Consider the following 12,210-nt stretch of genomic DNA (forward strand, 5'->3'; position numbering starts at 1 on the left):
GGCGTCCTGTTCACGATGATGCTGTTCCTGTCGCAGGCTGGTAGTGCAGCGGCCGCGATGACCGGCTCGGGTCCGTAAGTCGTCCGACTGTTTTCACACTCGCCGCTTGTCGATGTTTACTCCAACACGGTATTTTCCGCACTAGATATATCACCGTCGTAGCGGATGATGTCCCCCGACTCGCGAAGCAGATGGAGCAGCCCTTTCTTGTCGAAATCCGTGAACTGGCCGATCCGTCCGGGTGTGAGGTAGTACTGTCTATCGGGATCGAACACCGTCTTGCTGTAAGAGCCCGGGGCGAGGTCGTTAGTGGGGTACACGAGCGTCGAGACTGCGTATCCGTCGTCCTCTTTCTCGACTTCGACCACTGACGCCGCGAGGTCCATCCGCTGCAGGACGTCGATATCCCCATCGCCAACAACCGAATACTGTCCGCCGACGAACGACCGCTCGCTGGCCACTGAGAGCGCCGCGCGAAGCGGGAACCCGTGGTTGATGAGTTTCACCATCGCCTTCCCGACCCGCGTCGCGCCGCTGTTGATGACCTCCGTCACCGTGACGACACCGCCGACGGCGCCCCGTTCAAGCAACGCCATCCCCTGATCGTACGAGACACAGCCGTTGAGGAAGAACGCGTCGATACCGACGAAGTCCAGATCGCGCACGTCCAGAAGGCCGTCTGAGCATTTGAACCCGTTGGCCTCTATATGGCCGACGTAGTGGAGGAACTCCCGTTCGGTCTCCAGCACCGCTTGCAGGCGGTCGGTCGTCAGGTTCCGGTACACCCGGAGGTCGAATGGAAACTCGGAGTCGTCGCCGTAGACCTCCTTGGCGACGGCGCCCTCGTCGGCCATCCCATCGTCGTTGACAACGACCGTGACACCGATCTCCTCGGATGGTGTGTGATTGAGCCCGTTCCGGTAGGCCTCTATCGAGGCTTTGGTGGCTCCAACCGGCATCCCGTCATCGGCCCAGACCGTCTCGAAGGCGTCGGTCGACTCGGTTTCGATCAGCGTCTTCATCGGCTCCTCGGCCGTGGGTCCCCGTGCTGACTCCGTGCTCCGTGTCAGTTCGCCCACGCGGGGATGGATGGCCTCACTCGCGCCCCGGGCGAAGTCGAACAGCGCGGTGCTCTGGGCCTCCGATGCGGAGACCGTCTTGCCTGCGGGCCGCCGAATCGTCGCGAGGTCGTCCACGAGGAAGGGAAGGAGCTCGGCGTTCTCCGGCGTCGGCGCGATGTAGCCGGCCGTCTTCCACTCGGGAACGCAGTCGGCGATTCGCCGGTACGGCACCGAGAGATACGCCCGCAGCTGCTCGGTGAGCGAGCTGTCGTACAGGGCTGCCCAGTCGAGGTCGACCAGCTCGTCGACCTGTTCGCGCTCGGCAAGCGCCAGTTCGTAGAACCCCTCGGTCCGGGTGACGCAGTCGAACAACAGAAGCTGTTTGAGCGTCTGTTCGACTCGCTGTTCGAACCCGCCAGGGCTGTCGAGCCGGTAGCTGAACCCGTGCTCTCCGACGATACGGGGTGTGGCCCCCGGAACGAGCTCCGCACCGAGGTAGAACGCGAGCGAGGCGACGGGGTAGATGAACTGCCGCTGGGCCGGCACTTCGATATGGACGCCTGCTCCCGGCGGCTCCATCCCGTCGGGAATCTCGAGTTCGTCGCCAAGCTCGATTTCGGGTGGGTGGCCACGCAGCGTCGGGTAGGAGCGCTCCGGTGACGTTGTCTTCAGCGAGGAGGAGAGCGCCGATACCACCTGCATCAGCTCTTCTGGCTCGCCGGTCGTCGTAATCGTTCCTGCAGGGTGGTTGTGCCGGGAGCGCGCGCCGACCCAGAGCGCACCGTCTGTCTCCATGGTCGTCGTCATCCCGGTGGTCTCGATCTCCAGTGCGCCCCGCACTCGGAGATACAGCTTCACTGGCTGCTCCAGTTCGACCAGATACGCACCCGACTCGAAGGAGCGTTCGTCGAACCGGTCGATCTCCGCGACGATATCGCCGGCGCCGTCTCTGACGAACGTCGGTACGTAGTTCCCCAGGGTCACGCTCCCCACGTCGAGTGACGCCGCGGCGTCGACGGGGAAAGAGAACGTTTCGCCAGCGACCGATTCGGCGGTCGCCGGCGTCGGCGTCCGAAGCACGCACTGACGTTGCTCGATGCTGTCGGTGACGTGGAGGCTGGTCCCTCGTGGCGCGATATCGATACTCACGAGTCCCAGCCCCCTGCGTGTGCGGTCGGCTCCTCGGCTGTGCCCAGGATCCGCATCTAACTATCGGTCTTGATTCTGGAGGCATAAATGCTTCGCTGGTCGTCACGGCTGTGACAGGTCTGCCTCCCACGCCGAAGGTTGTGGCTTTTTTGCAGTGACACACCGACTCCACCGCCACCCCGACCACGAGGAGGCGTTCTACGTCCTCGCGGGCGAACTGCAGGATCGAGACGCCGGCTGGCGAGTTCTCGGTCGGAGCCGACGAGCTGTTTTTCGTTCCGGAGAACCGCTGGAACCGTGCGGTCGCCGTCGGCGACGAGCCCTGCCGCGTGCTCGCACTCGGCGCACCAAAGGACAGTGACAGCGCAGTTATCGAGGAGAGGTGCCCCGGCTGTGGGGAGGTAACCCGCTGGGAGAGCGAACGCATGGACAACGGCGAGGGCTGGGTCCTCCACTGTCCGGAGTGTGGCACCGAGACCACCCGATTCAGCGGTTGAGCCCTCTCGACCGTTTCGACCCCTTGAAGTTTGGAGTCGCCGGAGTGAGCGTATGGACGAAGGTTCTCCAGCGGTCGACCCCGCAGCGCTTCTCGAGCAGGCACGGGGCGCCCTCGACGCCGCGTACGTCCCCTACTCGGAGTACACCGTCGGCGCCGCCGTGCTGACGGAGGACGGCTCCGTGTTCACTGGCTGCAATATCGAGAACGCCAACTATAGCAACTCGTTGCACGCCGAGGAAGTGGCCGTCGGGAGCGCCGTCCGGGCCGGTCATCGGTCGATCGTCGGGGTCGCCGTCAGCTCGGGCGCCCGCGACGGCGTCACCCCCTGTGGGATGTGTCGACAGACGCTTGCGGAGTTCGGCGACGAGGACATCCCAGTTTACTGCGACGAGGGTGACGGCGAGTGGACCGAACACCGGCTCGGCGAGCTCATTCCCGACACTATCACACCCGAGATGCTCGGTGTCGACCCGACGGAGCGCGCCGCCGGCGACGACGCTGCCGGGGAGTAGCGCTCGCTCCGATAGCCCCGTCGCGGCAACCATTATCCCGGCCCACCACATAGCCACCACCATGTACGTCCGCGACGCACGCAACCGGGACGAAGCGTGGCTGCTGGACGAGATCGAGTCGATGGGTCTCGACGAGGCGGCCTTCCGTTCACGGGACTACGTTATTGCCGTCGACGAGGAGACCAACGAGCGGGCGGGCTTTGGCCGCTATCGAGTTCACAACACTGACGACGGCGACGTCTGCGAGCTCACGGGCATTGGCGTGGTCGAGGAGTGGCGCGGGCAGGGGGTCGGCGCCCACGTCGTCGAGCGGCTGATCGACACCGCTGCCGGCGAGGGGTTCGAGGTGGTGTACGTCATCACCGACCAGGACGAGTATCTCGAACAGTTCGGCTTCGAGCGCGTCGAGGAGTCGCTCCCGCCGGTCATCGAGAAGCGACTCGACCAGAAGCAGGAGGCCATCGGGGAGGACGTCGTCGCGCTTGCAGTCGGAACCGACGCCTTCGAGATGCCGGCTGAGCTACGCGAACGGTTCAAAAACGCAATAAAAGGCGGACCTGCGGGGGCTGAGGAGGGCGAGGAGCCCATCGAGTCGGCCGAGGACTTCGGTATCGATCCCGAGGAGGCGACGTACAAGTACGACACGGGCGGCGAGTGAGGCTCTGCTGGGGTGCATGCGCCCCCGCTCTGGAACACCTGAATCGGCACCGTCTCCGTGCTCGCCTCGCCGCCCTCCCGCATCTACTTTGCGAGGCGCTGTTTTCCCCCCTGAATCGCGTCCGCCACGTGCTCGGCGAGGATTGTGCCGACCAGGCCAGCGTCCGGAAACCCCTCGATGAGCGTTGGATCAGTGAGCGTGATCCCGTCGTCGACGACTCGGACGTGTGCCGTGGCTCCAATTCGAGCCGACAGCGCCTGAAAAGCGGGAGCGGTCGTGCGTGGCGGGCTCGAATCGGGATGACCCGACGCAGGCGCTCCGAAACCGACAAGCGTCACGGCCGCGGAGTCCAGATAATGAACCCGCTCGAGCGGTACGAGCCCCTCGTCGACGAGTACGAGGCCTTCCGCGACGTCTGCGACCGGCCGCTCCCCTCGGTGGTCCGCGTCAACGGCATCAAGGCCGACCCCGACCGCGTCCGCGCTGCGCTCGATCGCGAGGGCGTCAGCTACGAGCAGGTCGACTGGCACGACCGCCTGCTGCAGCTCCCCGGTGGGTCGCCCGGGACTACCTGGCCCTACGTGCACGGCTGGCTCCACGGCCAGGAGGAGGTGTCGGCGCTCCCGGCGCTCGCGCTCGATCCCGATTCTGGCGACCGGGTGCTCGATAGCTGCGCAGCACCGGGGAGCAAGACCTGCCACCTCGCGGACCTGATGGACGATTCCGGGATCCTCGTGGGCAACGACAACAATCTCGGCCGTATCTCCGCGCTCCGCCACAACGCCGAGCGCCTCGGCGTGAGCAACGTCGTCGTCACGAACCGCGACGCCCGGACGTTCGCGCTGGACGGTGTGACTGCGTTCGACGGCGTCGTCGCCGACGTGCCCTGTTCCTGTGAGGGCACCTGTCGGAAGAACCCCGACGCGCTGGACAACTGGTCGATGAATCACGTCGAGGGGCTCGTCGGCGTCCAGAAGGGGATTCTCCGCCGTGCGGTCCAACTGACTCGACCCGGAGGCGAGGTGGTGTACTCGACCTGTACCTTCGCGCCCGAGGAGAACGAGGGCGTCGTCGACCACGTGCTCGACGTCGAGGGCTGCGAGCTCGTGGAGTGGGACGCACCGCTCGAAACCACGGCGGGACTCACCGAGTGGCAGGACGAGCAGTTCGACGACTCGCTGACGAAGGCCCACCGGGTCTATCCTCACTTCAACGACACCGGCGGCTTCTTCGTCGCCAAACTCCGTGTCGGCGGCGACGGTGGAGAAACAGAGACGGCGGACAGTGCCGCCGACGAGGAGGTGGGCGCCTGATGGCTGACGACTCCGATAACGACGGCCAGCGGTTCGACCGTTTGCCGACGACGCCCGAGGACCGCGAGGTGTCGGGCCGCGCGTCCCGCCAGGAGGTGCTCGACTGGTGGGAGGAGCGCTTCGGCGTCCCGCCGGAGAGGTTCGACGGCGTGACGTTCTGGGAGAAGGGCGCCGGAAAGCTCTGGGCGCTCAGCGCTGACCTCCCCTCACCCGTCGACGCCGAGGGGCTGGGCATCACGGTCCTCCGCACGCGTCAGGAGCACTGGAAGCCCACCACCTCGGGCGTCCAGCGCTTTGCAGCCGACGCGTCCAAGAACGTCATCGAGCTATCGCCCGGTGAGGCCGCGGCGTTCGCTGCCGGCCACGACCAGGATATCGACCGCTGGGAGGGCGATTGGGGCTATCTCGTCGCCGCCCACGAACTCGGCGGCGAACTCGCCCCGATCGGGGTGGGGCTCTACGTTTACGGCGAACTCCGCTCGACAGTGCCGAAGGGAAACCAGGAGGAACTTGCAGTGCTGGACGAGGAGGAGAACGAATAGCGGTCCCCAACAGCCGGCTTACTGCTCCGATTTCTTCCGAACCGTTCCGCCGCTCAGCCCGTCCCACTCGACACGGTAGCCGAGCGCGGCGAGTGCCGCTGAGGAATCAGTGAGTCCGTATGCCGATAGCGCCTCCGCGGCCTCAGAGAGCGCCATCTCGTCCTCGACTTCCACTGCCAGCGATTCGAGCACCGCCGGCCGCACCAGTGTGCGCCCGACCTGTCTGTGCTCGGGAAACGATTTCCCCTCGATCGCGTCGACGGAGACGCCGTACTCCTGGGCGAGCGCCGAGAGCGCGACTGCGTCGGCGTCTGGCGCCAGCTCATCCGGGAGCGAATCAGCCGCGTCGGCGACGAGGTCCAACTCGAACTCCCGAAGGGCGTCGACGACGTCTTTGACCCGGACCGACCCCGAGTACGGAATCGCTCGGTGGTCCCGGGCTTCGATGGCCTCGCTCGCGGCCAGTGACTCGTCGACGGCGACGAGGAGCTCAACGGCCTCGACCGACGCGAGCTGGGCAAGCTTCTTCTCGACGTACTCCGGCGTCCAGAACCCCATAATCTCGAAATAGACGCGGAACCGCTCGGCCACAGACTCCTCGGCGGCACCCGCGGGCGCGTAGTCGAAGGCGAAATCGGGAATCATCACGCGGCTGCCGGTCTCCAGTGGTTCGGGCTCCCGGACGAGCGACCAGTCCGTGTCGAGGCTTTCGAAGGACGCCGCGAACTCGGCCTCGACGGTCGAGTCGTAGGTCGGTTCCGCAACCGGTTCGACGCCAGGAACCGAGACTGCAGCGTCGGTGAGCACCAGTTCCCGCTCGCGCCCCCGGTCGTCGATGGTGGCCGAGAGGCGCCAGTCGGCCGTTTTCGCCACGGAGCGCAGCAGCCGGGCGAACGCGGTCCCGTAGCGTCGGGTCGAGCGGAACAGCGAGTCCGGACCGGTGACGACCAACTCGCGCCCCTCGTCGGTTTTCCGGACCTCGTACATCAGCCCCAGCCGCTTGACAGCGCTGACGAGGGCGGCCGGCTCGGCGCAGCGGACCCGGACCTCGGTGGCATCGAACAGGGCCGTCTGAGCCAGCGAGAGATTGTACTGCTCCAGTAGTGCTTCGGGGCCCCAGCGCGGGTCGAACGAGGCAACTACCTGGTTGGGCGCCCGGTCAGCGTAGAGCGACCGCTCGACAGCCTTGGGCTCCACGCCCAGGCGGTCGGCCGCACGCGAGAGCGCGGCCGCACGCTCCTCCTCGTCGACAACCGACACCGATTCCGCGCTCTCGAACACAGTTCGCCGGGTTCGCCGCGGCGGGACCGCAGCCTGCGTTTCGAACGTCGCCTCGCGTTCCAGCAGCGCCGCGAGCCCGCGGACGAGTTTGAACGAATCCGCCTCCCGTTCGGCCTCATCGAGCGCGTCACGCAGCACCCCACGCCGCTCGCCAACGTGACCCTGGAACACCCCGAGGAGGCTGGCCGCGAGCGCCCGGTCCCCCGCATCGATGAACTGGAGCTGATAGCCGCCTCCAGCCCGCGAGACGCGGAGATGCTCCTTCCGCAGCATGTGCTTGGGTAGGCGGTGGTCGCCTAAAACCCCGCCGGAGGGGCGGTTTGCAAAGCTGTAGCTCTCCTTCCCGACCGAAAGTTCAAGAAGGAGAACGGGACCACCCTCGCTATCGTCTGAGTGAGGCCGCAGGTGGGCCAGGACAGTAGCGTGGCACCCCCCTGTGGGGCGACGGCTGCCGCCTGTTCGCCACGGAGGGGAACGTTGATTGTCTCCCCCCGGCAGCTACTGCTATGCAGCGACGCGGTGTGCTCGCGCTCGCTCCCGCGGTGCTCGCGGGCTGTGTGACGAGCGCTCGCGACGAGTCCGGGCCGCGGAACCCACCCACGACGCCGCGAGGCGGGGAACCGGAGGCGGGAGAGCGAGAGCGATGGCTCCGTATCGTCGGCTCCGACGTCGGCGAGGACGAAGAGGGCTTCCTCGTGCTGTCGGTCGTCGTCGAGAACACCGCTGACACGCGTCGGACTGACACGCTTGTCGGTACTGCGACGGTCGACGACACCGAGTACGAGGTCTCTCAGGAGGTTTCACTCGCGGGGAACACGGAAGCGGCGTTCGAACTGGTTTTCGAGGTGGAATACGACGAATGGGCCGGGAACGGGAGCCTCACGTACGGCTGGGCGAGTGAGATGTGAGCGGGCTTATCGTCGCCGGTCGGCGACGCGTTCCTCGGCAGTTTCGGCGCTCACGAGCTCGTAGAGTAGCGCCCGTGATCCGTCAGCTTTCGGTCTGAGCACCCGGCCAAGCCGCTGGGTGAACTCACGTTCACTGCCCGAGCCGGCGAGCAAGACGGCCACGTTGGCGTCCGGGACGTCGACGCCCTCGTCCAGTACGTTCGCGGTCACGACACGGGAGTACTCCCCCGAGCGGAACCGCTCCAGGATCTCCCGGCGCTCGGCAGCACCTGTCTCGTTCGTGATGGCCGGCAGGAGGAACCGCTCGGAGAGCCGGTAGACCAGCTCGGTGCTCGCGGTGAAGAGGATGATCCGGTCCTCGCGATGGCGGTCGAGGATAGTCGCCAGCTCGGAGAGCTTGTTGTCGGCCTGCCGGACGATGGTTCGGGCGCGCTGTTTGGCCAGCAGCGCTTGCCGGGCCTCCGGGTCGCGCCCGGAGCGTTTGACCAGCTCCTGGTAATCGCTCCCCCGGCTCATCGAGATGCCCGAACGCTTGAGGTAGTCGACGAACGTCCCCTGTGCTTCCTCGTAGCGCTCGCGCTCCGTGGGGGTGAGCGACACCTCCACTCGCTTGATGTCGTAGTCGGCGAGGTGCTCGCCGGCGAGGTCGTCGACGCCGAGGTCGTACACCTTCGGGCCGACCAGCTCCGCGATCGTCTCGTGAGCGCCGTCGGGGCGCTCGAACGTCGCGGTCAGTCCGAGTCTCGCGGGCGCCGGGAGCAGGCGCGCGATCTCCTGATACCCTTCGCCGCCGAGGTGATGCACTTCGTCGAAAACCACGAAGTCGAACGAGTTGCCCACCTCGTCGGCCTTCAGATACGCGGAGTCGTACGTCGAGACGGTGAGCAGCTCCTGGCGCTGCTCGCCGCCGCCGAACTGCCCGATTGGAGTGTCGAACTCCGCCTGCAGCTCTCGGCGCCACTGGTTCAGCAGGTCGATGGTCGGGACGACGACCAGCGTCGGCACGCCCAGCTCGACCATGGCGGCGATGGCGACGACGGTCTTGCCTGCGCCGGTCGGCAGCTCCAGCACCCCGTGGTCGCCGGCGTCGTGCCAGGCGTCCAGCGCCGCCTGCTGATACTCCCGAAGCTGGTACTGTGTCGAGAGTGTGAGGCTCTCGGTGTCGAACACCTGGTCTTGGTGGGTAACACCCCGCTCCGCCAGCGCCTCGCGGAGCCGGTGGTACCGGTACGCGGGGGCTCGATAGCCACCGCTGCGCTCGTCAGCTTCGAGAACGTCGAGTTCGGTAGCTATGGACGCGAACGGGGGGTCCTCGTCGCCGTCGTTCACGACCCGGATGGTCCCGTCCTCGAACCGAAGCGTGAGCGGCATGGACTGATTAGACAGGCGCGGCGTTTGTGGATTTCGGGTGTCGTCGTCCAAGGGAACGGCTTACCCCGACGGCGCCGCAATGGCAGGTATGAGCGACGATCTCGACGACGCGGTCGCGGAGTTCCTCGACGAGACCGACACGGTGTACGGCGAGTACGAACAGGGATATATGGACGCCGACGCGGCGCTCTCACTGCTGGAGAGCCACATCGAGACGCTTCGGGAACGGGCGGAGTAGCGCTACTCGCTAATCAGGCCGCGGACGTACTCCACACGCTCGGCGAAGGCCTCTTCGGTTCGTTCGCGCGGTCGGTCGAGGGTCACGTCGACGATCTCTTGCACCCGACCGGGGCTGGGTGCCATCACCACGATGCGGTCGGCCAGCGTCACCGCCTCCTCGACGTTGTGAGTGACGAAGAGAACGGTTTTGCCGGTCTCCTCCCAGACCGAGAGCAGTTCATCGTGGAGCATCCCGCGGGTCTGGGCGTCGACGCTGGCGAACGGTTCGTCCATCAGCAGCGTCTCGGGGTCGACCGCGAGCGCGCGAGCGATGCCGACACGCTGTTTCATCCCGCCCGAAAGCCCTTTTGGGTAGGCGTCGGCGAACTCCGTGAGGCCGACGAGCTCGAGCATCTCCTCGACCCGGTCGTCCCGCTCGGCCGTCGAGAGCTCCTGCTGTTCGAGGCCGAACGCGACGTTGCCGGCGACGGTGCGCCAGGGGAACAGCCCGTACTCCTGAAACACCATCCCGCGGTCGGTTCCCGGGCCGACGACGGGTTTCCCGGCCAGTCGGACCTCGCCGCTGGTCGGCGTCTCCAGGCCCGCGATGATGCGGAACAGCGTCGTCTTCCCACAGCCGGAGGGGCCGACGATACAGACGAACTCCCCGTCCTCGACGGCGAAGGAGACGCCCTCGAGCGCCTGCACCGTCTGCCGACCTTCGAAGCGCTTGCCGACGTCGTCGACGACGACTTTCGGCGAGCCCGCGGGGTCGCTCACGCCCGCCATGCGAGCACCTCCGTCTCGACGGCGCGGAACGCGGCGTCGCTCGCCAGAAAGACGGCGCTGATGACGAGCATGTAGGCGATACTCACGTCCAGCGCGAGGTTCTGGGCGGCGATGAGGATCTCCTCGCCCACGCCCGGCGGGCCGACCAGTTCCGCGGCGACGACGATCATCCAACACTGGCCGATGCTGGTCCGGAGTCCGGTGAAGATGCTCGGACTCGCGGCGGGCAGCACCACTTTCCGGAGTATCGTCGGGTGGTCGTGGACACCGAGGCTGGCGGCGGATTCGAGCAGCGCCGCGTCGACGGACTCGACGCCGCTCAGCGCGTTGTAGAACGTGATCCAGAACGCGCCGATGGAGACGATGAACGTCGCGCCGGTGTGGCCGATGCCGAACCAGATGATGGCGAACGCCACCCACGCCAGCGGCGGGATGGGCCGGAGCACCCGGATGACCGGCGTGAGCGCGTCGTCGACGACCACGAACCAGCCGACGACGACGCCCAGCGCCACCCCGAGTGTCGACCCGATGAGCAGACCGGGAAGGTAATGCTGGAGGCTCTGCAGCAGGTGCGCCACCAGTGCGGGCAGCGTCACGTCTCCCCCGACGAACGGCAGCGAATACACGGCCCTCTGCAGCAGTTGGCGGAGGAACGCCGCGGCAACCTCGACCGGCGTCGGGAGCAGGTAGGTCGGGAGCGGGGACGCGACGAGCTGCCAGACGGCGAGGAACGCTGCCGTTCCGAGCGCGCCGCGAACCGCCCGCTGGCGCCCCGTCGACGCACCGCGGCCGATACCCGGCGCCCGCCCGCCCGCGCGTTCCTCCCCGCTCATTCGGCGACGTCGTCGTAGAGGCTATAGTCGAATATCTGCTCGACGGTGAGCTTCGCCTCCGTCTTCCCCAGTCGGTTGGCGTAGTTCGCGAACGTCTCGGTTCCCGACTCGATTTTGTGGGTGTTCGAGATGAAGTCCGACGCCCGGGAGTCGAGCGCCTTCCGGGCCGTCTCGACAGTCAGCACCTCCGAGCCGATGGCGTTACTGGCGTGCTGGGCCGTCTTCTGGGGGTTCGACTCGATGAACTCCGTCGCGCGGATATGCTGTTCGAGGAACGACTTCGCGACCTCGGGGCGGTCGGTGCGCAGGTCGTCGTGCATCATCGTCACCGCGGCAGGCTGCCCCGGCATGAACTCCCCCGCCCAGGCGATGAAGCTGTAGCCCATCCGCTTCTGCTTGGCGATGGTCGGAACGGGCTCCATGATCGAGGTGCCGTCGATTTTGCCCGCGGCGAGCGCCTGCCGAACCGGCCCGGCCCCGCCGAGCGATTCGATGTTCACGTCGGCCTCGGGGTCGAGCCCGAGCTCCTGCTCGAGCCAGAACCGCAGCAGGATATCCGGCACCGAGCCCGGCGGGAACGTCCCGAAGATGAACTTCTCGCCCTTCTCCTCCTCCCAGCGGCCGAAGGCGTCGGCGCCGTGTTGCTCGTACATCGAGGCGAACTCGTCGCGGGCGAGGACCTTCATCGCATTCTGGATGTTGGCCGCGGTCACCTTCGCGAACCCGGTCTTGTCGATGACGATCATCGCCGGCACGACCCCGAACAGCGCCACGTCGTAGTCGCCGGTCGCGTACGCCTGGACGATGCTCGGGCCGTCGCTGAACTGCTCGGCGGACACCTCGGCGTCGATGGCGTCGTAGTAGCCCTCGCCCTCCATCACGAAGTGCTGCATGTCCGGGTAGATGGGCATGTAGGCCACGCTGAGTTCGGTTGTTCCGCCGCCGCCGACACAGCCGGCCAGCCCGAGTGTCGTCGCTGTCCCGCTCGTTTTCAGCACGTCACGCCGTGAGAAACCCTTACCGGTCCGATTGCTCATCACCCCCAGTACGTGGGTCGAACGTAAGCCCCGCCCGG

At 66.7% G+C, this 12,210-nt stretch carries 13 protein-coding genes; 7 read left to right on the forward strand and 6 right to left on the reverse strand.

All coding sequences use genetic code 11. The features are described 5' to 3' along the window. Positions 1-116: 116 nt before the first annotated feature. Positions 117-2,210, reverse strand: a complete 2,094-nt coding sequence (locus V5A38_RS07675; RefSeq protein WP_332325170.1) for a hypothetical protein — start codon at positions 2,208-2,210, stop codon at positions 117-119. A 329-nt stretch (positions 2,211-2,539) separates the two neighbouring features. Between V5A38_RS07675 and V5A38_RS07680 the strand changes: the two genes are divergently transcribed. From V5A38_RS07680 to V5A38_RS07700, 5 genes are all read left to right on the forward strand, one after another. After that, entirely contained in the window at positions 2,540-2,707 is a 168-nt protein-coding gene (locus V5A38_RS07680; protein WP_332325171.1) for a hypothetical protein, read from the forward strand. 52 nt (positions 2,708-2,759) lie between these two features. Then, the gene (gene cdd / locus V5A38_RS07685) at positions 2,760-3,221 is read left to right on the forward strand and encodes a cytidine deaminase (RefSeq protein WP_332325172.1); all 462 of its coding nucleotides are present in this window, start codon (positions 2,760-2,762) and stop codon (positions 3,219-3,221) included. 61 nt (positions 3,222-3,282) lie between these two features. Further along, positions 3,283-3,879 (forward strand): GNAT family N-acetyltransferase, encoded by a 597-nt coding sequence (locus V5A38_RS07690; protein WP_332325173.1) that lies wholly within the window; start codon positions 3,283-3,285, stop codon positions 3,877-3,879. Between the two features lie 356 nt (positions 3,880-4,235). Continuing rightward, positions 4,236-5,192 carry an RsmB/NOP family class I SAM-dependent RNA methyltransferase gene (locus tag V5A38_RS07695; protein ID WP_332325174.1) on the forward strand — a complete coding sequence of 319 codons (957 nt, stop codon included), beginning with the start codon at positions 4,236-4,238 and terminating at the stop codon, positions 5,190-5,192. Further along, complete coding sequence (locus V5A38_RS07700; protein WP_332325175.1) at positions 5,192-5,734, forward strand: hypothetical protein; 543 nt, start codon at positions 5,192-5,194, stop codon at positions 5,732-5,734. Before V5A38_RS07695 ends, V5A38_RS07700 begins: the two co-directional genes overlap by 1 nt. 18 nt (positions 5,735-5,752) lie before the next feature. Here the strand turns inward: V5A38_RS07700 and V5A38_RS07705 are convergent, their stop codons facing one another. Next, positions 5,753-7,288, reverse strand: coding sequence for a DUF790 family protein (locus V5A38_RS07705; protein WP_332325176.1), 1,536 nt, complete (start codon positions 7,286-7,288; stop codon positions 5,753-5,755). A 233-nt stretch (positions 7,289-7,521) separates the two neighbouring features. On the opposite strand from V5A38_RS07705, the gene V5A38_RS07710 reads away from it, so the two are divergent. Further along, the gene (locus V5A38_RS07710) at positions 7,522-7,923 is read left to right on the forward strand and encodes a hypothetical protein (RefSeq protein WP_332325177.1); all 402 of its coding nucleotides are present in this window, start codon (positions 7,522-7,524) and stop codon (positions 7,921-7,923) included. 6 nt (positions 7,924-7,929) lie between these two features. Here V5A38_RS07710 and V5A38_RS07715 read toward each other — a convergent pair whose 3' ends face one another. Continuing rightward, a complete protein-coding gene (locus V5A38_RS07715) occupies positions 7,930-9,294 on the reverse strand; it encodes a DEAD/DEAH box helicase family protein (RefSeq protein WP_332325178.1) in 1,365 nt (454 codons plus the stop codon). Positions 9,295-9,382: 88 nt separating this feature from the next. Between V5A38_RS07715 and V5A38_RS07720 the strand changes: the two genes are divergently transcribed. Beyond that, positions 9,383-9,532, forward strand: a complete 150-nt coding sequence (locus tag V5A38_RS07720; protein ID WP_332325179.1) for a hypothetical protein — start codon at positions 9,383-9,385, stop codon at positions 9,530-9,532. 2 nt (positions 9,533-9,534) lie between these two features. On the opposite strand, the gene V5A38_RS07725 is transcribed toward V5A38_RS07720, so the two are convergent. From V5A38_RS07725 to V5A38_RS07735, 3 genes are read right to left on the reverse strand one after another with little or no spacing between them, the layout of a single operon-like run. Then, on the reverse strand, positions 9,535-10,302 hold the full coding sequence (locus tag V5A38_RS07725; RefSeq protein WP_332325180.1) for an ABC transporter ATP-binding protein: 768 nt from the start codon (positions 10,300-10,302) through the stop codon (positions 9,535-9,537). Then, complete coding sequence (locus tag V5A38_RS07730; protein ID WP_332325181.1) at positions 10,290-11,135, reverse strand: ABC transporter permease; 846 nt, start codon at positions 11,133-11,135, stop codon at positions 10,290-10,292. The genes V5A38_RS07725 and V5A38_RS07730 overlap by 13 nt, the downstream gene beginning before the upstream one ends. Continuing rightward, complete coding sequence (locus V5A38_RS07735; RefSeq protein WP_332325182.1) at positions 11,132-12,172, reverse strand: ABC transporter substrate-binding protein; 1,041 nt, start codon at positions 12,170-12,172, stop codon at positions 11,132-11,134. Before V5A38_RS07735 ends, V5A38_RS07730 begins: the two co-directional genes overlap by 4 nt. Positions 12,173-12,210 lie beyond the last annotated feature (38 nt).

It is taken from the genome of Halolamina sp., assembly GCF_036626355.1.
Classification (GTDB): Archaea; Halobacteriota; Halobacteria; order Halobacteriales; family Haloferacaceae; genus Halolamina.

Excerpts from the sequence above, each read along its gene's own strand:
- cdd (WP_332325172.1), top strand. The coding sequence starts at position 2,760 with ATGGACGAAGGTTCTCCAGCGGTCGACCCCGCAGCGCTTCTCGAGCAG.
- V5A38_RS07690 (WP_332325173.1), top strand. The coding sequence starts at position 3,283 with ATGTACGTCCGCGACGCACGCAACCGGGACGAAGCGTGGCTGCTGGAC.
- V5A38_RS07695 (WP_332325174.1), top strand. The coding sequence starts at position 4,236 with ATGAACCCGCTCGAGCGGTACGAGCCCCTCGTCGACGAGTACGAGGCC.
- V5A38_RS07700 (WP_332325175.1), top strand. The coding sequence starts at position 5,192 with ATGGCTGACGACTCCGATAACGACGGCCAGCGGTTCGACCGTTTGCCG.
- V5A38_RS07705 (WP_332325176.1), bottom strand. The coding sequence starts at position 7,288 with ATGCTGCGGAAGGAGCATCTCCGCGTCTCGCGGGCTGGAGGCGGCTAT.
- V5A38_RS07710 (WP_332325177.1), top strand. The coding sequence starts at position 7,522 with ATGCAGCGACGCGGTGTGCTCGCGCTCGCTCCCGCGGTGCTCGCGGGC.
- V5A38_RS07715 (WP_332325178.1), bottom strand. The coding sequence starts at position 9,294 with ATGCCGCTCACGCTTCGGTTCGAGGACGGGACCATCCGGGTCGTGAAC.
- V5A38_RS07720 (WP_332325179.1), top strand. The coding sequence starts at position 9,383 with ATGAGCGACGATCTCGACGACGCGGTCGCGGAGTTCCTCGACGAGACC.
- V5A38_RS07725 (WP_332325180.1), bottom strand. The coding sequence starts at position 10,302 with ATGGCGGGCGTGAGCGACCCCGCGGGCTCGCCGAAAGTCGTCGTCGAC.
- V5A38_RS07730 (WP_332325181.1), bottom strand. The coding sequence starts at position 11,135 with ATGAGCGGGGAGGAACGCGCGGGCGGGCGGGCGCCGGGTATCGGCCGC.
- V5A38_RS07735 (WP_332325182.1), bottom strand. The coding sequence starts at position 12,172 with ATGAGCAATCGGACCGGTAAGGGTTTCTCACGGCGTGACGTGCTGAAA.